23 protein-coding genes and 1 riboswitch are annotated in these 24,779 nt (G+C 68.1%); of the genes, 8 read left to right on the plus strand and 15 right to left on the minus strand.

From position 1 onward, the window contains the following. Positions 1–22 precede the first annotated feature (22 nt). The 5 genes from ACQ5DX_RS09160 to corA all read right to left on the minus strand — a co-directional run bounded on the left by ACQ5DX_RS09160 (position 23) and on the right by corA (position 4,814). A complete protein-coding gene (locus ACQ5DX_RS09160) occupies positions 23–643 on the minus strand; it encodes a DJ-1/PfpI family protein (protein ID WP_430332323.1) in 621 nt (206 codons plus the stop codon). 160 nt (positions 644–803) lie between these two features. Beyond that, the gene (locus ACQ5DX_RS09165; protein ID WP_430332324.1) at positions 804–1,151 is read right to left on the minus strand and encodes an EthD domain-containing protein; all 348 of its coding nucleotides are present in this window, start codon (positions 1,149–1,151) and stop codon (positions 804–806) included. After that, positions 1,148–2,566 carry a putative lipid II flippase FtsW gene (gene ftsW / locus ACQ5DX_RS09170; protein WP_430332325.1) on the minus strand — a complete coding sequence of 473 codons (1,419 nt, stop codon included), beginning with the start codon at positions 2,564–2,566 and terminating at the stop codon, positions 1,148–1,150. The genes ACQ5DX_RS09165 and ftsW overlap by 4 nt, the downstream gene beginning before the upstream one ends. Beyond that, positions 2,563–3,294 carry an MgtC/SapB family protein gene (locus ACQ5DX_RS09175; RefSeq protein WP_430332326.1) on the minus strand — a complete coding sequence of 244 codons (732 nt, stop codon included), beginning with the start codon at positions 3,292–3,294 and terminating at the stop codon, positions 2,563–2,565. The genes ftsW and ACQ5DX_RS09175 overlap by 4 nt, the downstream gene beginning before the upstream one ends. Positions 3,295–3,577: 283 nt before the next feature. Next, a riboswitch (M-box (ykoK) riboswitch) is annotated at positions 3,578–3,749 on the minus strand. 48 nt (positions 3,750–3,797) lie between these two features. Continuing rightward, complete coding sequence (gene corA / locus ACQ5DX_RS09180) at positions 3,798–4,814, minus strand: magnesium/cobalt transporter CorA (protein ID WP_430332327.1); 1,017 nt, start codon at positions 4,812–4,814, stop codon at positions 3,798–3,800. Positions 4,815–4,990: 176 nt separating this feature from the next. Between corA and ACQ5DX_RS09185 the strand changes: the two genes are divergently transcribed. The 3 genes from ACQ5DX_RS09185 (at position 4,991) to ACQ5DX_RS09195 (ending at position 7,744) form a co-directional block, all read left to right on the plus strand. Next, positions 4,991–5,443, plus strand: coding sequence for a hypothetical protein (locus ACQ5DX_RS09185; protein ID WP_430332328.1), 453 nt, complete (start codon positions 4,991–4,993; stop codon positions 5,441–5,443). Between the two features lie 151 nt (positions 5,444–5,594). After that, entirely contained in the window at positions 5,595–6,557 is a 963-nt protein-coding gene (locus ACQ5DX_RS09190; protein ID WP_430335600.1) for an esterase/lipase family protein, read from the plus strand. A 515-nt stretch (positions 6,558–7,072) separates the two neighbouring features. Beyond that, positions 7,073–7,744, plus strand: a complete 672-nt coding sequence (locus tag ACQ5DX_RS09195) for a GAF and ANTAR domain-containing protein (RefSeq protein ID WP_430332329.1) — start codon at positions 7,073–7,075, stop codon at positions 7,742–7,744. Between the two features lie 98 nt (positions 7,745–7,842). Here ACQ5DX_RS09195 and ACQ5DX_RS09200 read toward each other — a convergent pair whose 3' ends face one another. From ACQ5DX_RS09200 to ACQ5DX_RS09245, 10 genes are all read right to left on the minus strand, one after another. Then, a complete protein-coding gene (locus tag ACQ5DX_RS09200) occupies positions 7,843–8,481 on the minus strand; it encodes an MspA family porin (RefSeq protein ID WP_430332330.1) in 639 nt (212 codons plus the stop codon). A gap of 11 nt (positions 8,482–8,492) precedes the next feature. Further along, a complete protein-coding gene (locus ACQ5DX_RS09205; RefSeq protein ID WP_430332331.1) occupies positions 8,493–9,848 on the minus strand; it encodes a glycosyltransferase in 1,356 nt (451 codons plus the stop codon). A 49-nt stretch (positions 9,849–9,897) separates the two neighbouring features. Beyond that, positions 9,898–10,650, minus strand: a complete 753-nt coding sequence (locus ACQ5DX_RS09210) for a hypothetical protein (RefSeq protein WP_430332332.1) — start codon at positions 10,648–10,650, stop codon at positions 9,898–9,900. 104 nt (positions 10,651–10,754) lie between these two features. After that, positions 10,755–12,287, minus strand: coding sequence for a polysaccharide deacetylase family protein (locus ACQ5DX_RS09215; RefSeq protein WP_430332333.1), 1,533 nt, complete (start codon positions 12,285–12,287; stop codon positions 10,755–10,757). Between the two features lie 143 nt (positions 12,288–12,430). After that, the gene (gene glmS / locus ACQ5DX_RS09220; protein ID WP_430332334.1) at positions 12,431–14,218 is read right to left on the minus strand and encodes a glutamine--fructose-6-phosphate transaminase (isomerizing); all 1,788 of its coding nucleotides are present in this window, start codon (positions 14,216–14,218) and stop codon (positions 12,431–12,433) included. A 61-nt stretch (positions 14,219–14,279) separates the two neighbouring features. Beyond that, complete coding sequence (locus ACQ5DX_RS09225; protein ID WP_430332335.1) at positions 14,280–15,302, minus strand: glycosyl hydrolase family 18 protein; 1,023 nt, start codon at positions 15,300–15,302, stop codon at positions 14,280–14,282. A 38-nt stretch (positions 15,303–15,340) separates the two neighbouring features. Further along, on the minus strand, positions 15,341–16,342 hold the full coding sequence (locus ACQ5DX_RS09230; RefSeq protein ID WP_430332336.1) for an NAD-dependent epimerase/dehydratase family protein: 1,002 nt from the start codon (positions 16,340–16,342) through the stop codon (positions 15,341–15,343). 49 nt (positions 16,343–16,391) lie between these two features. Beyond that, on the minus strand, positions 16,392–17,729 hold the full coding sequence (locus ACQ5DX_RS09235) for a nucleotide sugar dehydrogenase (RefSeq protein WP_430332337.1): 1,338 nt from the start codon (positions 17,727–17,729) through the stop codon (positions 16,392–16,394). A 485-nt stretch (positions 17,730–18,214) separates the two neighbouring features. Then, positions 18,215–18,421, minus strand: a complete 207-nt coding sequence (locus ACQ5DX_RS09240) for a hypothetical protein (protein ID WP_430332338.1) — start codon at positions 18,419–18,421, stop codon at positions 18,215–18,217. A 142-nt stretch (positions 18,422–18,563) separates the two neighbouring features. Further along, complete coding sequence (locus ACQ5DX_RS09245; protein WP_430332339.1) at positions 18,564–18,941, minus strand: cupin domain-containing protein; 378 nt, start codon at positions 18,939–18,941, stop codon at positions 18,564–18,566. 75 nt (positions 18,942–19,016) lie between these two features. Here ACQ5DX_RS09245 and ACQ5DX_RS09250 point away from each other — a divergent pair, with 75 nt between their 5' ends. The 5 genes from ACQ5DX_RS09250 to ACQ5DX_RS09270 all read left to right on the plus strand — a co-directional run bounded on the left by ACQ5DX_RS09250 (position 19,017) and on the right by ACQ5DX_RS09270 (position 24,768). Then, on the plus strand, positions 19,017–19,472 hold the full coding sequence (locus ACQ5DX_RS09250; protein WP_430332340.1) for a MarR family winged helix-turn-helix transcriptional regulator: 456 nt from the start codon (positions 19,017–19,019) through the stop codon (positions 19,470–19,472). Positions 19,473–19,562: 90 nt separating this feature from the next. Further along, positions 19,563–21,278: an alpha/beta hydrolase gene (locus ACQ5DX_RS09255; RefSeq protein ID WP_430332341.1), complete on the plus strand. Its 1,716-nt coding sequence runs from the start codon at positions 19,563–19,565 to the stop codon at positions 21,276–21,278. 119 nt (positions 21,279–21,397) lie between these two features. After that, complete coding sequence (gene fmt, locus ACQ5DX_RS09260; RefSeq protein WP_430332342.1) at positions 21,398–22,321, plus strand: methionyl-tRNA formyltransferase; 924 nt, start codon at positions 21,398–21,400, stop codon at positions 22,319–22,321. Beyond that, entirely contained in the window at positions 22,318–23,808 is a 1,491-nt protein-coding gene (locus ACQ5DX_RS09265; protein ID WP_430332343.1) for an RsmB/NOP family class I SAM-dependent RNA methyltransferase, read from the plus strand. Before fmt ends, ACQ5DX_RS09265 begins: the two co-directional genes overlap by 4 nt. A 102-nt stretch (positions 23,809–23,910) precedes the next feature. Then, positions 23,911–24,768 (plus strand): mycofactocin-coupled SDR family oxidoreductase, encoded by an 858-nt coding sequence (locus ACQ5DX_RS09270; protein WP_430332344.1) that lies wholly within the window; start codon positions 23,911–23,913, stop codon positions 24,766–24,768. The last annotated feature ends 11 nt before the right edge of the window (positions 24,769–24,779 follow it).

Here is a 24,779-nt window from a genome sequence, read left to right on the forward strand (position 1 = left end):
ACCCGTCCCCGCCGTCGGCCGTTCAGTCCAGGCCGTAGTGGGCCGCAAAGGGGTCCCAGTCGGGGTCGGTGTGGAGTTCCAGCTCGATCTCCCGGGCGGCGGTCGCCCCCACTTCGGTGCCCGAGAGGTGCCCGATCAGGGCCGCCGTCATGTCCATACCGGCCGCGACCCCGGACGACGTCCACCGGTCCCTGTCGTGGACCCATCGAGCCCGTGGCACCCACGTGACGTCCCTGCCATGGCCGGACGCCCAGGCGAAGGCCGCCTTGTTGGATGTGGCGCGGTACCCCTCGAGGAGGCCCGCCGCTGCGAGGAGCGCCGACCCGGTGCAGACCGAGGTGATCAGGGGAGCGGTCGTCGCCCAGTGGGACAGCTGCCGGAGGAACGTCGCGTCACCGACCAGCGGTCGAGTGCCCATTCCTCCGGGCACCATCACGATGTCGGGGGTGGCAGCGTCCGTGAACGAGGCGTCAGCGATGATCTCGGCGCCTTGGCCGCTGCGCACCGGGCCGTCCTGTGGTGCGACGTAGGTGATCGGATACTCCTCGGGGAGACGACTCAGCAGCTCGACCGGCCCGAACACGTCGAGCAACTCGAAACCGTCGAACAACACCACGCCGACACTGCGCTGCTTTCGGTCCATGCCCCATTCTCGCGGCCGGCTCTCCTACACGGTGAGTTCCGGGTCGTGTGGGCGTGTTCCGCTACGGGGAAGCCCGCTCGCTGCGAAAGTGACACGGCGTTGCGCTCGCGGACATCGGTGACCCGGAACGCTGAAGGCGACGGGTACTGCCGGAGTTGCCCTAGCTCTCCCGCAGATCGACCACGTACATCCGGGTGCGCGAGCGGTCGAGGAAGTTCTTCTCGTCGGCCTCGATCGCGGCGGCCACCTCGGGCTGCGCGTGGGTGGCGAGCATGCCCTCGTAGCCGGCCATGTCGTCGAAGACGAACTCGCTGATGACGTCGAAGTCCGGGTCCGCGGCGCCGTCCGCGCCGATCGCGCTGCCGCGGTCGAGGTAGTTCCGTCGGTATTCCACGATCTGCGGCAGCAGGCTGCGGATCAGCTTCGAGTGGTTGTTCTCGTAGTAGTCGACGAACTCGGCATGCGACAGCCCGGGCTTGCGGGCCAGCAGTGCGACGGCCTTGATCACGACGGTCTCCTCCCAGTGGTACGCGTGGAGCGCGACCGTACCTCGACGTCGCGGTGCTCGGGCACCGGCGGTCCCGATCTTCGGGAAGACCTCTGGCTGCGGGTTGTGTTCGCGGACTGCGTGTTCGGATTGCGGCCGCGGGACTGCTCGACGGCGCCGCCGGACAGTTGCGGCACCGGCAGCCGGAGCAGTCGGGAGATCCGTCCGCCGCCGGTCTTCTCGATCGCGGCGATCGCTCGGGGCTCGTGTCTGGCCGCGTTCGCGACGAGTCCGAACACGAACAGCATCAGCGCCGTCGAGGTACCACCGTAGGAGATCAGCGGTAGCTGCAGTCCGGTCACGGGAAGCAGCCCGATGACGTAGCCGATGTTGATGGTCGCCTGTGCGCCGATCCACGTCGTGGCGACGGCGGCGACCAGGCCGAGGAACGGATCGGCGCACCGGCGGGCGATGCGGATCCCCAAGACGACAACGGCTGCGAAAAGTGCGATGACCGACATCGATCCGAGGATCCCCAGTTCGTCGCCGATGATCGCGAAGATGAAGTCGTTGTACGAGTTGGGCAGGTAGCTCCACTTGCTCGTCGACTGCCCGAGTCCCTCGCCGAACCAGCCGCCGCTCGCCAGCGCGTACTTGGCCTGTCGCGACTGGTAGCCGAGTCCCTGCGGATCGTCGCCGGGATTGAACAGCACCCGCACCCGGTTGACCCGGTAGCCGGCCGTGAAGGTGAGGACGACCGCGGTCGCGACGCCGGCCCCGACGATCGCGCCGAGGATCCGCAGGTCGAACCCGATGTACCACAGCAGCGACATCAGAATGATCGCGAGTGTGATTGCCGTGCTCAGGTTCGGCTGGAGAACCACCAGCACACACATGACGAGCGCACCGGGAACCACCGGAACGAGCAGTTCGCGCGTGGATCGCGCCGGACCGGCGCGCAGCGTGAGCATGTGCGCGCCCCACAGCACGAGAGCAACCTTCGCGAGTTCGGACGGCTGGAACGAGATGCCCGCGACGTCGAACCATCGCCGCGACCCCTGGATCTCGGTGCCGATCCCGGGGATCAGGACGAGGATCAGCATCACCACCGCGGCTACGAACGCCGGGAACGAGAGCATCCGAATGGTCCTTACCGGCAAGCGCATCGCGAGGTAGAACGCGAACAGTCCGAGAATCACGCCCAGCAGCTGCTGGACGAAGAACGTGTACGCAGACCCGCCGCCGACGTACGACTCGACCGCCGACGCCGACAGCACCATCGCGAGCCCGAACGTCGTCAGCAGCGCCGTGAGGCCGAGGACCAGGTGCAACGACCACAGCGGTCGCTCGGCCCACTCGGCGATGCGCCGGCGACCCGAAGTGCGGCGGGCGGTTTCGCCGGACCGCGTGGCTCCGGGACGCGGACGCGCGCTCACCGCTCGACCTCGAACATCGACTCCGAGACCCGACCGGCCACCGTCCAGCGGACGCTGGTGACCAGCGGCTCGAGGCTCGTTCGGCTGACGGCCGACTCGAGGAGTGCGTCGTCGCGGCGTCGTGCGGTGAGTTCCGCGACCACCCGGACCTGCCCGGGATCGGCGGTGTCGCGCGACTGCACGGACCGCAACCGGAACTCGGGGCGTGAGATCGCCTCCACGGTGAGCCTGCGGACGTGCGCCTCGGCCTCCTCGTGGCAGGTGACCTCGAATCGGTATTCGACGGGTGGTTCCTCGCGTCCGGCCTTGGCCGGCTGGTGGTCCATCAGCCGACCGACCGGCCGCAGGATGGTGTTGGCCCCCATGATGGCGACCGCGCCGATCACTGCGGCCCAGTACATCCCACCGCCGGCCAGGGCTCCGACCGCTGCGGTCGCCCATAGCGTCGCCGCGGTGTTCAGCCCCGTCACGGACGCGCCTTGCTTCATGATGACGCCAGCTCCGAGGAAACCGATCCCCGAGACGATCTGAGCGGCGACGCGGGTGGGATCGGCGTCCGGGCCGTGGAACCCGTAGGCGCTGAGGATCACGAACAGCGTCGCCCCCAGGCTGACGAGTGCGTTGGTGCGCAGCCCGGCCATGCGTGCGCGCCATTGCCGTTCGATGCCGACCATGGCGCCGAGACCCAGGCCGAGGGCGACGCGAAGGATGATGATCGTGGTGTCCATGTCGGATACCTCCGGAAGTGACCCGCAACGAGCACACCGGACTGGACCCACGACATCGTCGTGAGTCCAGCGGGATGTGCGTTGCGTAGGAAGGGTTTTGCCGCGTCAGCCGGGCAGGATGCGTCGGCGGATGCGATCGGGGTGTTTCGGGAACGCCTGATGTCGACTGGGCGGTTCGTCCACGACGATCACCTCCTCCGTGCCGGGACTCGCGGTCCGATGCCTCTTTCGGGTGCAACGTAGGAGGTTCACGGCGATCACGTCACGTAGTCACGTGGTTGTCGGAACACCTCCACGTAAGAGCTTCGGCACTGCACGACGTGTCCCGCATCCACGGGAAGCCACTTGGGATCACCCCTTAATCCGGGGAAATCTGTCCTGATCTTGGGCGTCTCTCGACGTCGTGAGATCAGTGGCCTGTGTTCGTGCAGGAGCCTCGCCTAACGAGGTGCTGCACAACGAGGGTGCCAGCGGGTCCGGGTGCTGTCAACCTCGGCTGACGTTCACAGCCAGTGCTGGCGTTTGAAGACGTAGAACAGTGTGAGCGAGGTCGCGATCATGAGCAGCAACGCCAGCGGGTAACCGAACGCCCATCCCAGTTCGGGCATGTCGTTGAAGTTCATCCCGTACACGGTCCCGACCAGTGTGGGTGCGAAAAGAATTGCAGCCCAGGCGGATATCTTCTTCACTTCCTCGCTCTGGTTGAGGCTGGTGACCGTCAGCCGGCGCATCTCCTCGTTCTGTTGCTGGGCGACCAGCGTGGCGTGTACCGACAGCGCGGTCTGCAGGTGTGCGCGGCACGAGTCGGCGCGCTCGACGACCCGCAGTGTGTGGTCGAGTACGTCGCGCAGGTGGCGTCGGAGTTCGAGGTCGACGTGGTACTTGTCCGAGCCGCGTTCGAGGGCCTCGAGGATGGACACCAGCGGATGCGTCGCGCGCTGGAAGTCGATGACCTCGCTCGACAGGTCGTAGATGCGCCTGGCGACGGCGGGGTCGCCGGTGAACACCTGGTTCTCGATCTCGTCGATGTCGTTCTCGAGGCCCGCAGCGACCGGTAGGTATTCGTCGACGACCTGGTCGAGGATTGCGTACAGCACGGCCTCGGGGCCGAGGCGCAGCAGCGTGGGGTTGCCCTCCAGTCGGTGCCGCACCTGAGCGAGATCCGGGGACTCGGCGTGCCGGATGGTGACGACGAAGTCCGACCCGACGAACACGTGTACCTCACCGAACTCGACCTTCTCGACGTCGTCGAGATAACGGGCGGGCCGCAGCACCACGAACAGGGTCTCGTCGTATCGCTCGAGTTTGGGGCGCTGGTGCGCGGCGATGGTGTCCTCGACCGCGAGGTGGTGGAGGTCGAATTCGCGAGCCAGGGAATGGACTTCGTCGGCGTCGGGTCGGTAGAGGCCGATCCATGCCATCCCGTGGAGTCGGTTCATCGTCTCGTAGGTGCAGTCGAGCGTGCTCGGGGTGTCGACGCGAATTCCGTCGACGTAGACGGCATTGTCCACGATGGTCATGCGTGCCCCGTTCCTATCCGGTTCGCCATATTCCATCACGCATCCGCCCCGGTGGGCGGGATTCCGACGCGGGGTCAACAGGGCGTCAAAGCTGGAGGTCGGTACGTCAGGACCGCGTCATGGCGCGTGCTCGCCGACGAGTCGGCGGCGTAGGTGTGGAAGGGAACGAGGAGGCCATGATGACACTTCGGCACTTCCGGTCGAATTTCCGGGCGGCCGCACTCCAGAACGTCTTCGCACACATCGACAGCCGCGAACTCGCGACCGAGTACGCGTACGTCTCGATTCGCGAAATTGCAGCATCGCCGGGCCTCCGCCTGGTCGGGTTGTGCTGCGCACTCCCGCCGCGTGCGTCCGCGGCAGACGTGCGTTCCGCCGTCCACGAATCCGTGTTGCTGATGGAACGTTTCCACACCGACTGCGACATCGTCCTGACCCAACTGGTCCTGGAGGAATCCGAGGCCGACCTCGGCGTTCGGTCGGTCCCGCTACAGCATCGGCACGACCTTCTGGAGATGGTGGACGACGCCCTCGAAAGCGACTGTGAGCGAACGCGTTTCCCGCGTCCGAGCCTGACGCTCATGGCAGACGTGCACTCGCGGGTCGAGAGCAGGGCCGGCGCCCGCTGAGTTTCGTTCCTCGATCGTTATCCCGCGCACCGGCTGCGGAGTCGACCCTGCGTCGTCGATCTTGATAGACACGGCTCAGGGTTCCGAGGAGCCGCGGGAGGTGCGTGTGCGTCTGTCGATGCGAGCAGGTGTGGTCGTGGCGGTCACGGCAATGGCCACCGCTTTCGGTTCGTCGGTGTCGATCGCGGGCGCGGCCCCGGTGAACTCCCGATCGTCTCCCGAATCGGGCGCGGCCTCGTACGTCGTCCCGACCGTGCCCGGTCCGATCCAGATCCGGCACGCCGCTGCGCTGCACTACGCCGAGCGGCACCTGGACTCCGCGCCGCCGGGGGCGAACGACTTCGGGTGCCGACCGGCGCCCGACCACCCGAATCCCGTCATCCTCGTGCACGGCAGCGACTCCGACGCCTACACGGACTGGTCCGCCCTCGCTCCGATCCTCAGTTCAAGGGGATTCTGTGTGTTCGCGCTGAACTACGGGTCGGACGGCAAGCCCGGCAAGTACGCGCGCGGCGACATGGCCCGCAGTGCCGGTGAGCTCGCCGACTTCGTGGATCGGGTCCGGGCGTCGACCGGGGCGCCCTGGGTGGATCTCGTCGGCTACTCGCAGGGCGCGACCGTCGCGCGGTACTTCGTCAACCGACTCGGCGGCGCCGACGTCGTGGGGCGCTGGGTCGGCGTGGCGTCGCCTACCTACGGCGGCGTGATGTTCGGGGTGGTGCCGGCGCTGCGCCTGTTGCCGTACCCCGACCGGATCGCCGAGGCTCTCACCTCCAAGGCGATCAGCCAGCAGATGCAGGGATCGCCGTTCCTGGCCGCGCTCAACGCGGGCGGCGACACCGTCCCGGGCGTCGAGTACACGACCATCGGGTCGCGCTACGACGAGATGATCCAGCCCTACACCAACATCGCGCTGCGTGGTGCCGGCGCGACGAACATCCTGGTGCAGGATCTGTGTCCCGAGAACCTCGGCGGGCACTTCAACATGGTGTACGACCCCTTCGCGCTCGGACTGGCCGTGCGAGCGCTCGACCCGCCGGCGTCGATGCCGGTGTGTGCGCCGGTTCCGCTCGGTACGGGGATCGCCGAGATGGTCTACGAAAGCAATTCATGACAGCGCGTAATGGACTTTTCGGTCTTCGCCAGGTGCGCGCATGCATCGCTGAAGGTGGACTGCCGGAAACTACGCGGTTGTCATTTATATTTGTGATCAAGGCCGGATAAATACAATTCGAGCCACCGCGTCGAATCTTCGGTGCGGGACGGGGATTCCGCGCAATTGGTGCAGGTCTCGCGGATCGCTGGGCCAGGGGTGAACGGCCGGGTGAACGTCCGTCTCCGCCGGCCGATCCGATTCGACGTCGGTGCTGCGTCCGATAGCATTCGGTCGGCAGTTTCTCGCATCGACGAACGCAATCACACAGGCCGTACCGGGGGAGCGGCCGCGCTCGAAGAACGGAAGAGACGACAGAAAATATGGGGATCTCGAATGAATCACGAATTGCCCGGGAGTGTGTAAACGTCCCTGCGGGTGTTGGTGGGTATCGAAATCTTGGAAAGTCGGGGGAACCTCATTACTCGCACGACGGCGACTGCCGGACGTGTGATCACACGCGCTTCGCATATGCCGTGGAGAGCTTCACGAGGCTGCAGGCGGAATCGTGCGACGCGGATGTGGTGCTGAAGGGTCTGGTCGACCTGATTTCGGAGCTGCTCGACCTCGCCGGCGGTGGCGTCGTGGCCGACATCGAAGGGTTGTCGGCGCAGACGACATCGACGACGGGGCCAGGAGTGGTTCTCGACCGCCTGCCGCACCTGCTCTCGGACGGCCCGTGTGCCGACGCGATCGCTCGCGGGAGCATCCTGCACATCGCCGCGGTAGACGATCACCGCGAAGCCTGGCCGCAGTTCGTCGCGGAGGCGCGTCGATCGGGCCTGGTGTCGTTGGCGGTTTTTCCACTCGGACACGGCCCACGCGCTGTCGGTGCACTCGTGCTCGTCTCGGATCGGCCGCGGCGTTGGCTGGAAGACGAGATGGGCATGGTCGGATGTCTTGCCGAGATGGCATCGGTCTATCTGAGTCAGAGGTCGGCGTTGACTCACTTCCAGCAACTGTCCGGACAGCTCGAGCAGGCGCTCACCAGTCGCATCGTCGTGGAACAGGCGAAGGGCATCATCTCGAACGCGAACGGAATCGGCGTCGATGCCGCATACCAGTTGATCCGTCGTCACGCACGCTCGCACAATGCGAGCGTGCAAGCCGTCGCAGAAGCGATAGTCACGCTCGCACTGCGCGTATGACCGATCCGTCCCGCCTCTACGGGCAGGTCTGCGGGCAGGGCGACTCCTGACCGACGAAATCTCGCCCGCACCCTAGGGTGCGGGCGAGGGATGTTCGATCAGAGTGCGCGTGGGGTCCCGTAGGTCGCAACCGAATGGCTTCCCCCTGCGGTCGTCACGGTGTAGACGGCGTACGGGCGAACCGTCACTCCGCCGAGGCATCCGTCGACCTTGACGTGGACTGCGTCGAACGAGACGGTGGCGTCGGGCCCGTTCACCACCTGCTTGCCCAGTGAAACGTCCTGGCTGACGCCGGGCTTCGGATTGATCAGAATCGACGGCGTCATGCCGAAGTTCATCCCCATGCCTGGTGTCGGGAAGAGGGTGAGCGTCGGACCGGCCAACGTCTCGATCGCGAGTTGCATGCCACCGGAGATGTCGACGGCGCAGCCGACCTGGTAGCCGACGTCGAGCGTGCCGCTCGTGACGTCCTGCGCGCCCGCTCCCGTCGCGGTTCCGACGGCGGACGCCGACACGAAGCCCTCGCTCGACGTCGGCATCATGGTGAGACTCGGAACCGACTCGACGACGTCGTTCGTCAGCGTCACGGTCAGCCCGCCGGCGGGCGTCGATGCGGTTCGTTCGGCCGCCGTCGCCGTGCCGGCGGTGGCGAAGAGCACCATTCCGGTCGTAGTCAGGATTGTGGCCGCGGGCCTGACGGCTCGGCGGCGGTGTGCGTTCTGCGATTTCGCGTTCATTTCGAAGGTTCCTAACCTGTAGCGCGGACGGGGGGTGTTGTCGTGTGTCGGGTGTTCGACCCGGCTACCACCGCAGGTGGTAGCGCCGGGGCATCGTCGGTCGGCGTCTCGGATCTCGAACGGCGTGCGGGACTTCGCCAGACGCCGGTGTCGCGACTACGCCACGCGAGCGGAAGCGTTCGCAGACACACGGCCGCGTCGACGATGCGCATGACGGGGAACGCGAGTCCGTAGAGCAGGTAGTGAGGGCGACGACTGACGACGGCGGCCAACACGGTCAGCAGGAAGTCGGGGACGAGTACGCCCAGAAGCAGGGCCTGGGGCGGAAGCACGTGGGCCAGATCTCCGGTCCCGACGCCGAGGTTCTCTGCGAACTGTGCACCGAGTGAGACGAGCAGCACCGGCAGGAGAAGGACGAACAGAAGACTGCTGGTCACCAGTTCGACGACGTAGGCTGCCAGCGCCACCCAGAACCCGCCGACGTGGAGTCGGTGGCGCCGCAGGGTCTGCCAGAACCCGAGTGCCCAGCGCCGGATCTGTTTGACGTAGTCGTGGAAGCTGTCGGGGTCCTGGGTGTACGCGATGGCGGCACGAGGATGGAAGGCAATGCGACCCAACTTCTTCGCGTGAACCTCGAACGTCATGTTGAAGTCTTCGATGACCAGGCCGGGTGCGCTCACGTCGATGTGTTCGAGAGCCTCGGTGCGGTACATGCTGGCGAACCCGGGCACGATCGTCACAGCGTTCGCCCAGCGGGCGGCCTGACCGTATTTGAACAGGTACTGCACCGCGATGTACACCCGTTCCCGGTATGCCACCAGCAATCGCCCCATGCGCGTCGGCGGTTCGGGCGTGGCGATCGTGGCCGCCCGGCCGGCGACAGCCACGACTCCGGGCTCCGACAACTCGGCGAGCCCGGTGGTCAGGTAGTCCGGTGCCAGATGGGTGTCGGCGTCGAGGAGCATCACCACCTGGAATCGATCGCACAAGTCGAAGTGCTCGATTCCCGCGGCGAGCGCCCCGGCCTTACCTCTGTTCGGGTTCAGTTCGAGGACTCGCGCGCCCGCGGCGCGGACGATCTCGGCGGTCCCGTCGGACGATCCGTCGGAAACGACGAAGATGTTCTCGACGGGCACCAGTGAGGCCGCAGAGGCGATCGTCTCGGCTATCACCAGCTCCTCGTTGTGGGCGGCGACGAGCACGGCGACGTCGGCCGGCGCCAGCTGCGCGTGTGCGGACCGGTCGACGAAGTGTTTCCCGCGGCGCCGATTCCACCGGGAATTCACCGCTCTCCCGATGCCGACCGAGGTCCAGAAGATGGTGTTGAGGCCGAACACCAGCAGCATGATCAGGAGTAATGCCGTCATCGGAACCCCTTGCCTTCGAGGATGATCGGACCGGGCAGGGCGGGCGCGGTCACTCCTGGACCCCGCTGGTGGTGACGATCGTGCGCCACGGCCCCGGCGGGACGTCGCCCTCGTCGACGAACTGCCAGTCGACGTGGTCGTCCTCGCCGTCGAGTTCGCTGAACCCGAGACAGCCGTTCAGCGCCGGAGAAACGTCGAGACCTGCACCGTTGAATTCGGTGTTCGCGGGTCTCGCGTCGTTCCCGCCGAAGACGTAGGCGGAATCGTGGTAGGTCCCCGGTCCGGCATCCTGGATCTGTCCGTAGCACGTCTGGTCGCCGCTGCGCAGCCGAACCCAGCGGTTCTTCATCAAGCTGAACGAAGGGTCAGTCAGATGGTCGCTGTAGGGGGCCTCGTCGGCCCAGGGGACCACCGAACCTCGCTGCTTGAATGCGACCTTGTCGTTGACGTCGTCGAAAGGCAGATCGAGATAGAAGGGATTCTCGCGCGGTGTCATCTGCGTGGGGAAGTAGCCGTTCGCGGCAGTTCGGGGCTCGGTCCGGCAGGCGCCGCCGACCGTGACGCCGTCGCATCCGCCGTAATTCTCGAGCCAGTTCGCGTCGTAGGTCGACATCTCCTGGCTGCCGTCTTCGGCTGTGGGGTCGAAGATCTCTCCGACCCAGAAAGTGGTCGACACGATGTCGGTGTGCCACGGGTACTCGGTGTCGGCAGCTTGGGCCGTATCCGCGGCGCACCCCGTGGCGGCGATACCCATGCCCACGGCCACGACGCCCAGCAGACTACCGATGGTGTTGATTGCCATGCGCTGCTCCTCCATCTGGATTCCCGTCGAGCTGAAAACTCCCGCCGTGCCGACCGGGCCGAGATCGCGACCTCGGCCCGGTCGGCCTTGGTTGGACGCCGCGGCTACTCGCCGAGCTGGCCGGCGTCTGGCAGGAACGTCTGGCCGGGCTTCAGCTCCTGCGGTCCCGGCACGTAGTGGACGCTGGGTGCGGCCGGGCCGCGCCGGCTGTTCCGGTCCACGTTGTGGTTCGGCTTCTTGTTCGGCTGCTGGGCCGTCGCGGCCATCGGCTGCGGCTCGCTGGTCGGCTGCTGTTCGGTGGTCGGCTGCGGCGACGGCTGATCCGCGACCGACCAGGACCCGGTGGTCGGCTGCGCCGCGGCGGTGTCGTGGAGTTCGTAGTCATCGGTGTGCAACTGCCCGTCGCCGAACAGGTTGAGCCCGAAACTGATTCCGGTCGCACCTGCCGGTACCGGCGGCGTGGTCCACTCCGCAGCGGTGTATTCGGGTGCCGCCGCGAACCAGGGGCTCGAGGTCCAGTACGCCCATGTTCCGATTGCGGTCCGGTAGTACAACGCGAACTGCGTCGGGGCGGTGGAGTTGTACCAGGCCTTGAGCGCGTAGGTGTGGCCGGGCGTGGCCGCCGGCGAGCATTCACCGAGATCCAGCCTGGGCAGCAGTTTCGCGTCGCCGTCCACGTAGCCGGCCATCGTCAGTCGCTCGGCGATATTTCCGCCGTGCGCTTCGGGCGTCGTGGCGAACGTCGGCGAGTTGGTGCCGTAGCCACCGGCCATCCAGCACTGCGGCAGTCCTGTGGCGGCGTCGACGGTCTCGAGACCGGGGTTCGGTGCGCCGTTGGCTCCGGGCGTTGGGGCGGGCGGCACGGGACCGGACACGGCGGGGGCGACGGCGCCGCCGATCACCTCGTCCACGGTCTGCACCACCGTGTTGTTGCTCGAGCGTGCGGCGAGCCATCCCGCGAACTGGTCGAGCAGTGCGGGCGAGGTCGACAGTCCACCGGGGTCGCAGTTGTCGGCACATACGTGGTGGAAGGTGATCTGGATCCACCCGCCCTTGTTCTCCGCTTTCGTGACGACGTTCTGCAGGTCGGCGAGGGTCCAGGTGTTGTCCACCTGGTCGGGTGCCTTCGTGTAGTACGGGTCCGCGGGCGGAATGCTCTCGGCCAGATCACAGCCCGTGCATCCGAATCGCGTTTGGATGTCTCCGAGGCCGCGCGCGCTGTTGTAACCGCACTGCCGTGCGATCGCCTCGGTGTCAGCGCTCGCCGCGGCGAACGGGTACGCCAGCGACGTGACCTTGTACCCCCAGTTGGTGAGGTTCACACGGTCGTTGCACAGCTGTCGGGTCGCCTCGTCGTGCGACAACGTGGTCAGGTCCGGATGCGTCACGGAATGGCCGCCGATTTCGTTGCCTGCGGCGGCGATACCGCGAAGATCGGCTTGTGACAGGTACCCGGGTTGGTCGACGTAACCCGACGGGACGAAGAAGGTCCCACGGAGGCCGTGAGCCTGCAGTGTCTGTGCCGCCACGGTCGCATCCGCATTGCCGTCGTCGAAGGTCAGGCTCACGACGGTGCGCTTGCCGGCGGCACCGGCGGGCGCGCTGACCCCGACCGCGATCAAGGCGGGTGCGATCACGAGGGCCAGGACGCTGATCAGCCCGAGTATGCGGGTCCGCCGGGACCGCGTGGGTGGTCGGTGCCGACGTGGGCGGGGAGATCCGGGGCGGGATGGGCGGGTCCAGTCGCGACTGCTCATAGCGTTCCTTCCGGTTCGGTTGATCATTCGACGGTCACTGACTTGGCGAGGTTGCGGGGCTTGTCGACGTCCCGGCCGAGTGCGAGCGCCAGTGCGCGCGCGAGGACCTGCATCGGGACGACGGATTCGAGCGGTCCGCACGGGGCCGGACCCGGGTGCAGCACCGGAACGGTGGCTCCTTCGGTGCCGATGCTGATGATTCGTCCGCCACGGGCGCGGACCTCGGCGATGTTCGCGGCGATCCTCGGGTCGCCGTGGTCCACGACGACCACCGGGGTTCCCGGCTCGATCACTGCGAGGGGACCGTGTTTCAGTTCGCCGGCCGGATGGTGCTCTGCCCACCGGTAGGTGAGTTCCTTGAGCTTGAGGGCACCCTCGGCGGCGTAGGGAACTCCCGCGCCGCGGCCGAGGAACACGAAGCCTGTCGCCGACGACAACTCGTCCACGAGTGGCGGGATCAGCTGTTGGGCCGCCTCGGTGGCGGCAGCGAGCCGTGCTGGGGCGCCGTTCAGCGCCCGCATCAGACCAGCCGCGGCATCCGGAGCGAGTCGTTCGTCGGCGACCATCGCCGACATCACTACTGCGACACCGGAGATGACCTGGCATACGAAGGTCTTCGTCGCGGCCACGCCGATCTCGGGCCCGGCCGAGCAGGGAAGGACCGCGTCGGCGCGTCGAGCGAGCGTGGAATGGGAGGAATTGGTCAGTGCCAGGACCGGACCGTCGCTGGGGTCGTGAAGGTCCAGCGCGCGCAGCACGTCCGCGGTTTCGCCGGACTGGCTGATCGCGAGGGTGAGCGTGCCGGGTTCGATCGATTCCCGGAGGGTTTCGCTGGCGACCGTCGTGGTGAGGCGGATCCCGCCGATCCCGCGGGCACAGTTGCCGATCACCTGACCGGCGTGCAACGAGGTGCCGCACGCGATCACCCGCAGCCGGTCGAAACGGGGGAGACCGAGCCCCGCCCAGAGCGTTCCGTCGGCGACTCCGCCACCGATCTGACCGAGCAGACGCGCCGCGACCTGGGGTTGCTCGGCGATCTCCTTGCTCATGTAGTCGGTGTGCAGACCGAGACTCATGTCGGTGCGGTTCCAGGTGTGCCGGGTCAGCGGCGGCGGCGAACACCGCTGCCCGCGGCGACTCCACGTGAACGTTTCGCCGAGCTCCACGACGTCGCCGTCCTCGAGGGGCTGGAACTCTTCCACCCAGTCGGAGATCGCGGCCGCGTCGCTCGTGGCGAAGTCGCCTCCGTGGGCGCGAGCGATCAGCAGTGGCGAGCGGTGCGCGGCGGCGACGAGACGCCCGGTGCCCCGCTCGAGGACCGCGAGTGCCCACGACCCCGCCAGGCGCTCCACCGTCTGCTGGACGGCTGTGAGCAGGTCACCCGACAGTGCGAGATTGTCCTCCACGAGGTGCGCCACGACTTCGCTGTCCACCTCGGAGGAGAATCGGTGTCCGGTCGCGCGGAGTTCGGTCTCGAGCTCGTCCGCGTTGGTGATGATCCCGTTGTGGACCAGTGCGATTCGTCCGCCGCAGTCGACGTGCGGGTGGGTGTTGGCCTCGTCGACGCCGCCGTGCGTGGCCCAGCGGGTGTGCCCGATGCCCAGTCCGTCGAGTTCGGGGCCGGTCCACTGCGTGACCTGCTGTTCGAGCGCGCCGATTCGTCCGGTCGTCCGGATCCGGGCGAGGTCCCCGTCACCGGTCCTGACGGCGACGCCGACCGAGTCGTAGCCGCGGTACTCGAGTCGCTTCAGGGCCGGCAGCAGATAGTCGAGCGCGGGACCGTTGGTCCGGCAGGCGATAATTCCGCACATTGCTGATCCTTCGATGCCAGAGGGAACGTTGTCGGGGTGGATCGACAGGTCGGTGGGAGGGTCACGGGCCGAGTCGCCAGATCGACGGGTCCTCGCCGCCGAGTCGCCACAGCGCGACGCCCGCGAGCCCGTGCCGTCGCGCGAGTGCCACCTTGGCCTCGACACTGCGAGCGTTCTCGAACCACACCTCGTGGACGACCCCGTCGACGCTGTACGTGAAGTGGTTCGAACTAGTGGTCTCGTCCCAGGTCGTCACCGATTTCTGGGTCGCGGCCACCGACATCACCTCGGTCCACGTGAGGGGGGTGGCGGTGGAGCCGACCCAGTCGTAGCCGTAGAGCGCGACGCCGAGGACGAGCTTCGCGCGCGGCACCACGGTGAGCGCATACCGGATGACGTCGTCGACCCAGTCGTACGGGGCGATGGGCCCGGCTGTGCTCGTCGCCCAGTGCCGGTCGTACGCCATCACGATCACCTTGTCTGCGCCGCGGGCGATGGCGGCGTAGTCCTGCGCCTCGTTCTGCGGGCCGTACCCGGCATCGTCCGGCTTGGCATGAACCGCGACGTGGAGGACCCTGCCGATCCCGTGCAGCGCGACGCCCAACTCGCCGATGAACGCCGAGAATCCGGCTCGGTCCGTGGACAGCAGGTTCTCGTAGTCGATCTGTACCCCTCCGAAACCATGTGCGCGGACGAGTTCGGTCAGCGCGTCGACATGCGCGCGACGCAGGGACGGATCCGCCAGGACTCGCGCGACGGTGTCTCGGTCCCATTGGCCGGCGGTCGTGTTCGTGATCGCCGGTATCGTTCGGATGTTGTTGTTGCCCAAGCGCTTCGCGAGGAGTGAGTCGTCGCGCAGGCCGGGGCCGTCAGCTGCATTCACCGTGCCGTCGACGGCCACCGAGTACGACCAGGGACTGACGACGTCGATGTGGCGGGCGTGCGCGTACGTCGACGTCAACGCCGCGTCGCGGTCCCAGTACGGAACTGCGCCGATCACCAGCGGCAGCTCGGGCCACTGCGCGGCACTGACGTCCGAGTTGAGCTGAGTAAGCGCGGCCGTGGCCACAAGCGCGACGGTCATGCACGTCCGGTGACCGCCCCGGCGGGCGCGTCGATGTTTCATCGGCGTGCGACCGCCTGGCCGTCCCGCGCGTGCGGATCCGTCGCCGACAGTCCGGCGGCGACCCGCACGATGATGTCGTCGAGGGGAGTGGCGGGCTCGAAGCCCACCAGCTCTCGGGCCCGCCGGTTGTCGGGCACCCGACGGCGCATGTCCTCGTATCCCGCCGCGTATGCCTGCTCGTACGGGACCAGGGTGACCGGGCTGTCGGAGCCGAGCACCTCGATCACGCGCTCAGCGAGTTCGACGATCGAGATCTCCCGTGCCCCACCGAGGTTGAACGCCTGGCCGTATGCGGCAGGCTCCTCGGCGATCGCGACCATCGCCGGCACCACGTCCTCGACGTACGAGAAGCATCGGGTCTGGAGTCCGTCCCCGAACACAGTGAGCGGTTCCCCTCGCAGTGCCTGTCCGACGAGCGTCGGAACCACCATCCCGTATCGACCCGTCTGGCGGGGTCCGACGGTGTTGAACAGGCGAACCGTCGCCACCTGCAATCCGAACTCGCGCCAGTACGCATGTGCGAAGGCCTCGTCGATCCCCTTCGCGGCGGCGTACGTCCAGCGGGCGGTGAGAGGGGAGCCGAGGATGCGATCGGACTCCTCGGACAGCGCATCGGAGGTGTTCTTGCCGTAGATCTCGCTGGTCGACGCGAGCAGCAGAACGGATCCCGACTCACGGCACGCATCCAGGACGTTCTCGGTGCCGTGGATGTTCGTGCGCAGGCCGTCGAGCGGGCGGTCGACGATCAACCGCACGCCGACGGCCGCCGCCAGGTGGAACACCCGGTCCGCCTGGGCGATCACGCTGTCCACCGTGTCGCGGTCGAGGATCGACCCCTCCACGAAACGGAGTCCGGCGGCGCCGGCGACGGCGTCGAGGTTGGAGAGTCGGCCGGTCGACAGGTCGTCGAGCACGACCACCTCGTCGCCCTGTCGGAGGAGATACTCCACCAGGTGACTGCCGATGAATCCGGCACCTCCGGTGACTGTGGTTCTCATCGTGCGCATTCCCTTCGTTCGTCCGTTCGTCGCGGCTTCGGGTCGATCGCTAGAGCGGGACCCGTCGGGGGACGCGGTCCAGCCGGTAGGTGGTGTCCAGCACCGCCGATGCGGTGTCGAGCCAGGCGAGGTCGACCTCGTCGTGCGCGGTGTGGACGATCACCAGATCGGCGTGGAACGCTCCCGGATCGGTCACATCGGCGAGGACGGTGCCGTCGCGCAGGGGCAGGACCGGGAAGTTCGGGTCGTGGTACGCCACGTCGGCGCCCATCTCGACGAGATCGGCGATGATCTCGAGCGCCGGCGATTCCCGGAGATCCTCCACGTTCGGCTTGTAGGCGACGCCGACGACGAGGACACGAGCGCCGACGATGCCGAAGCCGTGTTCGGAGAGCGTCTGCCGCGCGCGTTCGGCGACCTGGTGGGGCCGGGCGGCGATCCCGATCATCGCCTGCTCGATCAGCGGCGTGCTCAGCCGCTTCTTGCGCAACTGCCACAGCAGGTAGTGCGGGTCGCACGGGATGCAATGGCCCCCCACCCCCGGGCCGGGGAAGAACGGCATGAATCCGTAGGGCTTCGTCGCCGCGGCCTCGATCACGTCCATCACGTCCAGGCGCAGCGACCGACAGATCTCGGCGAACTCGTTCGCGAGCGCGATGTTCACCGCTCGGAAGGTGTTCTCGACGAGCTTCGTCATCTCGGCGGCGTCCGTCGATTCGACCCCGTGGACGTTCTTCGTGTAGCGATGCAGCACCGCGGTAGCAGCCGCCGTGCACGCCGGCGTGACGCCTCCGACGACGCGCGGCACCTCCTCGTGGGCGAACCGATCGTTCCCCGGGTCGATGCGCTCCGGGCTGAAGGCGACGAACACGTCGGTGCCTGCTTCGAGGCCTCGCGCGCTCAACTCCGTGGCGAGCAGGTCCCTCGTGCTGCCCACGTACGTCGTGGACGTCAGGATGAGGGCCTGGCCGGCAACGGCATGCTCGACGACGGATCGGCACGCACCGCGCAGGATTCCCAATTCGGGTGTGAGGTGTTCGTCGACCGGGGTCGGTACGCACACGATCACCGCGGCCGCCTCGGACAGGCGCGCCGTGTCGCTGGTCGTCTCGTATCCGTTGTCTTCCAGTGCATTTGCGAGTCGACGGCGATCGGCATCGACGAGATCGGCGCACTGTCGGCGAACAACGTCGAGGCGATCGTCGCTGACGTCGATGCCGAGGACGCGGCATCCGGCGGCATGGAACGCCAACGACGTCGGAAGTCCGACGTATCCCAATCCGACGATTGCGACGTCGAACGCGAATCCCTGCGTGGTTGCGGCCTCTTCGCTCAGACCCGGGTGGGCCGTGTCGGCGTGGCCGTGTTTCGTATCCCCCAATAGCATTGCGATACCCCTAACCGAGAGGACGAGTGTGCTCGGACCGGTGGTGGAGCGGCCGGCTCGCGGCGTTGCGGGCGGACTGCTCGCGAACGAGGATCGAACTCGGAACATATTGGTGTGCAAGAGCTTTCGTTGTTCCGAGGATCCGTGGCCGGACTCGCTCCACGGTCCGGAACGCGCGGACGGTCCGCGGAGTTGGTCCGAGATGGAAGAAGCCGCCGGTTTTCCGGGGCGGCTCTCGAGATGCCCGATACTGCCGGGGGCTGGGGCAGCGGGTGACTCGAAAGCTACCTCGAGTGATTCATCCGCGACGAGTAATCGAACGAATTCGGCGAACGGAAAACGGCGTGGCGCAGGGGATTGCGGGCGAATCCGTGGTACGGGACGTTCCTCGGAGATGCCCTGGATATGGCATACCCGGGCCGTCGATGGCCGCCTCGTCGCCTCGGTCCGCGACCCGGTGTCGGCTCGGTCGGTCGGGTGGACGGCTAGTCGGCCAGTCGGGCGATTGCCTGCGCCCAGAGGAAGAACTTGTTCGTGCCGAGATCTCGTACCGTGGTGATTCCGAACGCGGCGTGCAGGTGCTCGGCGTCGGACTCGCTCAGGCCCCGCAGCGCGGTCACCGGCGCGTCGGCCAAGTCGTCGACCGACCGGGACTCGAATGCCTTGTCGAACTTGCTCGCGATGCCGGACATGTCCACCTCCGAACGGTGCAGCAGGAGTGGCCCGTGGCTCCGGTGTACACCCTGGAGCGGGGTCGGGTCCAGCTGCTCTGACCCGGGAGGTTGGCCGAGCGCATGACCGGTTTCGCTGCGACGGTGGATTCGACCTCGCTGCCTACTGGGCCCAGGGTGGCGCGATCTGGTCGCCGCCGGCGTGCATGGCCGCCTTCATGCCGATGAGGGATGTAACCCATGCGCTGGCGGGCTCGGGAGTGGCGTTGGTGACGCGAAGGACTGCGCCCTTCGGGACGAGCACGCAGTCGCCGGCTCTCGCGGTGAAACTCTCGTCGTCGATCTCGACATCGAGGGCGCCGCCGAGGACGTACAGCACCTCTTCCTCGGTCATCGTGTGTGCCTGTCCGGGGGTGTCGGGGGAGAAGTCGGCGCGCCACGCCGCGAGTGTCCGAGCTCCGCTCGCCCCAGCGGCGAACGAGTTGAACGTGACCCCGTGCATCTGGAACACACGAGCTTCTTCGTCGGTCAGATGAGCCATGATTCCTCCTCGATAGACAACCATGTTGACTATATATGGTCAATCGCGTTGTCCACGCCGTTCTAGGGTGGATCCATGGAGCCGGCCGACGACCTTGCAATGCCCTTCCTGCTGATGAGCGCCTTCAGGGCGCTGGTAGATGCCGTCCACGAGCAATTGGCGCACGACGGTTTCCCGGGCATCCGCGCTCACCACGGCTTCGCCCTGCAGGCGATCGGGGCCGGATGCACCAGCGTGGAGCTCGGCGATCGCCTGGGGGTGTCCAAGCAGGCGGCAGCGAAGACCGCCAAGACCTTGGAAGCGATGGGCCTGGTCGAGCGTCGGACGAATGACCGCGACAGGCGTGAGCGCACCTTGGTCGTCACCCGAAGAGGGCGAACGCTGCTCGAGTTGTCGGCGGCCGCCTTCCGGAAGGAGATATCGGCCTGGCGGGCGACGGCGGGCGACGAGCACGTCGACGCCACCCTGACCACCCTGGCGACCGTCGGCAGCGGCGGTCGGAGCCACACGGACCTGTCCGACTGGTCCTGACGTGCGCCACGTCGCGGCGTCGACGTGCCGACCGATGTTCCCGGTCGGAATTTCTGGCAAACGTGCCTTGTGGCACATATCGTTCGGCGCATGACCACAGCTCCCGAGCGAGTCGACGACGGACCCGCCGAACCCGCCGACGCGAACCCCCGTCGCTGGAACCGACTGCGCGCCTACGGGCGACGCGCGAACCCGGTCGGCCTCGCCGTGGCTCTCGTTTTCTTCACGTGGTCGATCAGCCCGTCGCTCCTGCCGCGGGCGTGGTACTTGCAGGGAGTCGCGACAGGCATCTCGGTGGCGGCCGGGTACGGCGTCGGCTGCCTGGCGGCCTGGGTGATCCGTTCGTGCGGGGTGCGGCCGGAATGGTCGGCGCGGACCCGGCGGATCGGTTGGTGGGTGCTGGCCGCGGCCGCGGTCGTCGTGGTTCCTGTCTTCCTCGTACTCGGGGCGGTCTGGCAGAACTACGTCCGCGACCTCGTCGGCATCGAGCACTCGAACGAGGCGAACGTGCTGCTCGTGTTCCTCATCGCGGCGGTGGTGTGGTTCGTGCTGCTCGAGGCCGCGCGGGGGATCCGGGTGGGGACGCGCAAGCTCTCCGACCTGGCCAGGCGTGTGATCCCGCGGCCCGCGGCGAACGTCGCGGGGCTGCTGGTGGTCGCCGTGATCGCGGTCCTGATCGTCAACGGCGCGCTGTACAACGGCCTGATCGCGTTCGCGAACTGGAGCTTCTCGGGGGCCGACACCGCCACCGCTCCCGGTGTCGTGCAGCCGACCGTGCCCGAACGCAGCGGGTCACCGGCGTCCGCGCAGGCCTGGGACACGCTCGGGCAGGAGGGGCGTACGTTCGTCGGCCGCGGGCCGGGGGCGGCCGAGATCACCGCGGTCACCGGACGTCCCGCGAAGGAGCCGATCCGGGTCTACGCCGGACGGGAGTCGGCGGATTCCGTGGCCTCGGTCGCGAATCTGGTCGTGGCCGAACTGGACCGGACGAAAGCCTGGGAGCGAAAGGTCCTGGCCGTCAACACGACCACGGGACGCGGCTGGGTGAATCAGAACGTGGCGTCGTCGCTCGAGTACATCGAGGCCGGCGACACCGCGATCGCATCCATGCAGTACTCGTTCCTGCCGAGCCCGCTGGCGTTCATCGCCGACCGGGAGAGCCCGCAGATCGCCGGGCGCGCACTTTTCAACGCGGTGTTCTCCCGGTGGATCGACCTCCCGGTGGAGACGCGGCCCAAACTCGTCGTGTTCGGCGAGAGTCTCGGATCCTACGGTGGTCAGAACGCCTTCGCGGGCTTCCAGGACATGGCCGCCCGCGTCGACGGCGGATTGTGGGTCGGAACCCCGAACTTCACTCCGCAGTGGCAGGAAGTGACTGCGGCCCGAGATCCCGGCTCGCCCGAGATCCTGCCCGTCGTGGGGGACGGCGCTTCGGTGCGGTTCGCGTCCGATCCCGAGGACCTCGATCTCGGCACGCCGTGGAAGCCGCGGCGGATCGTGTACTGGCAGCACGCGAGCGACCCCATCGTGTGGTGGTCGCCGAGCCTGCTGTTCCACGAGCCCGACTGGTTGAAGGAACCGCGGGGCCGCGACGTGGACCCCAACATGACGTGGATGCCGTTCGTGACCTTCTGGCAGGTGACGCTCGACATGGTGTTCTCCGCGGACGTCCCGGACGGGCACGGTCATTCGTACGGGCCCGAGGCGGCCGGAATGTGGGCGCGAGTTCTGCAGCCCGAGGGGTGGTCGGAGGCCGAGACCGCGCGGGTGCAGGCGGCGCTGACCGGGGAGGGCGGCGCTCCGTAGAATCTCGAGGTGAACCCTCTTCCGGCACCGCCGGGATTCGATGCTCCTGGAGCCGCCCTCGTGAACTGTGTGATCACCCGCCGGACCACTCCTCCTTCTCGAGTGGAGGTCCGGCGCTGATGCGGATCGTCTTCGCGGGGACGCCCGAACCGGCCGTGCCGTCGCTGCAGAGGCTCATCGATTCCGACCGGCACGAGGTGGTCGCCGTCGTCACCCGGCCCGACGCCGTCGCCGGCCGGGGCCGCAAGCTCGTGCGCTCGCCGATCGGGCAACTCGCCGACGATCACGGCATCGAGGTGCTCACGCCGAAGTCGGCGTCCGAACCCGAGTTCCTGGCCCGGCTGGAGGAGATCGCGCCCGACGCCTGCCCCGTCGTCGCGTACGGGAACCTGTTGCCGCGACCGGTCCTCGACGTGCCGCGGCACGGGTGGATGAATCTGCACTTCTCGCTGCTGCCGGCGTGGCGTGGCGCCGCCCCGGTCCAGGCCGCGATCAACGCTGGTGACGAGACGACCGGTGCGACGGTGTTCGCTCTCGACGAGGGTATGGACACCGGACCGGTGTACGGGGTGGTGACCGAGTCGATCCGCACCACCGACACGGCGGGCGAGTTGCTGGGCCGCCTCGCCGAGGGCGGTGCGATCCTGCTCGAGAGCGTGCTCGACGGTGTCGAGGACGGCGCGCTGCAGGCAGTGCCGCAGCCGCGGGACGGCATCTCGCACGCCCCGAAGGTGACGGTCGAGTCGGCCCGGATCCGTTGGGGCCAGCCGGCACTCGCGGTGCACCGCCACATCCGGTCGGTGACGCCCGCACCGGGTGCATGGACGATGATCGGCGACCTGCGCGTGAAGGTCGGGCCGGTGACCCTGGTGGAGGAGACGCTGCCGCCGGGGCGGATCGAGATCCGCAAGGACGGCTTCTACGTCGGCACGTCGACGACGGCGGTTCGACTCGGACAGATCCAGCCGCAGGGCAAGAAGCAGATGGCGGCGTTGGACTGGGCGCGCGGTGCGCGTCTCGATGGAGAGGTGCGAGCACAGTGAGCGACGCGCAGCGACCGGCACGGCGATCCGGCGGCTCGGGACGGCAGGGCGGACGCCCCGGCGGCCAGGGACGTCGCGGCGATCGCAACAGTCGTCCCCGGCAGGCGAACCGACCCGATCCCGCGCAGGCAGGGATCGACCAGCCGCGGAGCGCAGCCCGCGACGTGTTGCGGGCCGTCCGTGAACGGGACGCGTACGCGAATCTCGTTCTGCCGGGCCTTCTTCGGGACCGTCGGCTGGACGGCCGCGACGCCGCGCTGGCAACCGAACTGGCGTACGGCGCGGCGCGGGCCCGCGGTCTGCTCGACGCCGTCATCGAGCGGTGCGCGGGACGGCCGATCGAGGAGATCGACGGCCCGCTGCTCGACGTCCTGCAGCTCGGCGCCTACCAGCTGTTGCGCACGCGCGTCGCGCCGCATGCCGCGGTCGCGACGTCGGTGGACCTGGTGCGGGCCGAGGCCGGCCCGGGCAAGGCGGGGTTCGTCAACGCGGTGCTGCGCCGGGTGTCGGAGAAGACCGAGGACCAGTGGGTGACGGAGCTGGCGCCCGACGCCACCGCCGACCCGGTGGGGCACCTCGCGTTCCGGTACGCGCATCCGACGTGGATCGCCCAGGCGTTCGCCGACGCGCTCGGCGCGGACGCGGGCGAGCTCGAGGACGTCCTGAAGGCGGACGACGCGCGCCCGGCGGTGCACCTGGTGGCCCGCCCCGGCGAGATCTCGGCGGAGGAACTGGCGTTGGTCACCGGCGGTGAGGTGGGCCCGTACTCGCCCTACGCGGTGCACCTCGACGGCGGCGATCCCGGCCTGCTCGACGCGGTCCGGCAGGGGCTGGCGGGTGTCCAGGACGAGGGCAGCCAGCTGGTGGCCCGCGCGCTGACGCTCGCGCCGCTCGACGGTCCCGACACCGGCCGCTGGCTCGACCTGTGTGCCGGCCCGGGCGGCAAGGCCGCGCTGCTGGGTGCGCTCGCCGACATCGAGGGCGGACGGCTCGACGCGGTGGAGCCGTCCGAGCACCGTGCCGACCTGATCCGCAAGACCACCCGCGAACTGCCCGTCGACGTCCACGTCGCGGACGGGCGTGACCCGGGGCTCGAGGGCGGCTTCGACCGGATCCTGGTCGACGCGCCGTGCACGGGCCTCGGCGCGCTGCGTCGGCGACCCGAGGCGCGCTGGCGGCGGCAGCCGTCGGACGTGGCGGGGTTGGCGAAGCTGCAGCGGGAGCTGCTCGGCTCGGCGCTGAAGCTGGTCCGGCCGGGTGGCGTGGTGCTCTATTCGACGTGCTCGCCGCACGTCGCGGAGACGGTCGCGGTGGTGGCGGACGCGGTGCGCCGGCACGGCGTGGTCCCGCTCGACACCCGCGAGTTGGTCCCGGGCGTCCCGGGCGTCCCGGGCGTCGGCGATGGTCCCGGTGTCCAGCTGTGGCCGCACCGGCATGGCACCGATGCCATGTTCATGGCGGCGTTGAAGCGGCCGCTCGAGGGCTGAATCCGGCCCGGAAAATGTGGCCTGGCGCACAGTGGTACGTGTTCTAATTCACTGTGGGCGGTGATGGCGCCGCCCACAGTGGACTGGAACGGAGGACATCTGATGAATCGGGTTGCCGGGAAAGTCGTTCTGATCACGGGCGCGGCGCGCGGGCAGGGTCGCAGTCACGCCGTCCACCTCGCCGACGAGGGCGCCGACATCATCGCGTTCGATCTGTGCGCTGACATCGCGAGCAATGAGTACCCGCTCGCCACTCAGGCCGATCTCGACGAGACCGGGCGGCTGGTCGAGAAGGCGGGCCGGCGGGTCGTCACCGCGAAGGTCGACGTGCGGGACCGGGCAGCGCTCGAGCGGGCACTCGCGGATGCGGTCGCCGCCCTCGGGCGCCTCGACGTCGTCGTCGCCAACGCAGGAATCTGCCCCCTCGGCAACCACGTTCCGCCGCAGGGATTCGTCGACGCGTTCGATGTCGACTTCGTCGGAGTCGTCAATACGATCCACGCGGCCATGCCGCATCTGAAGGCCGGGGCGTCGATCATCGCCACCGGTTCGGTCGCCGGCCTGGTCCCGCAGACGGGCATCAACGGCCAGCAGGCGATGCAGGGGCCCGGCGGTGACGGCTACGGGCTCGCGAAGAAGATGATCGGCACCTACGTCGAGTCGCTCGCGCTCACGTTGGGGCCCACCTCGATTCGAGTGAACGCGATCCACCCCACGAACGTGAACACCGACATGCTGCAGAGCGCGCCGATGTACAGGACGTTCCGTCCCGACCTCGAGAACCCCACCGCCGAGGATGCGAAGGTCACGTTCCCGTTCATGCAGGCGATGCCCACCCCGTGGGTGGAACCCGACGACATCTCACACGCGGTGGTGTACCTCGCGTCGGACGAGTCCCGCTTCGTGACCGGTCAGCAGTTGCGCGTCGACGCCGGCGCCGGTCTGAAGCTCGGCATCTGAGCTCGGTATCC

Source organism: Rhodococcus sp. ACT016 (assembly GCF_050477185.1).
Classification (GTDB): domain Bacteria; phylum Actinomycetota; class Actinomycetes; order Mycobacteriales; family Mycobacteriaceae; genus Prescottella.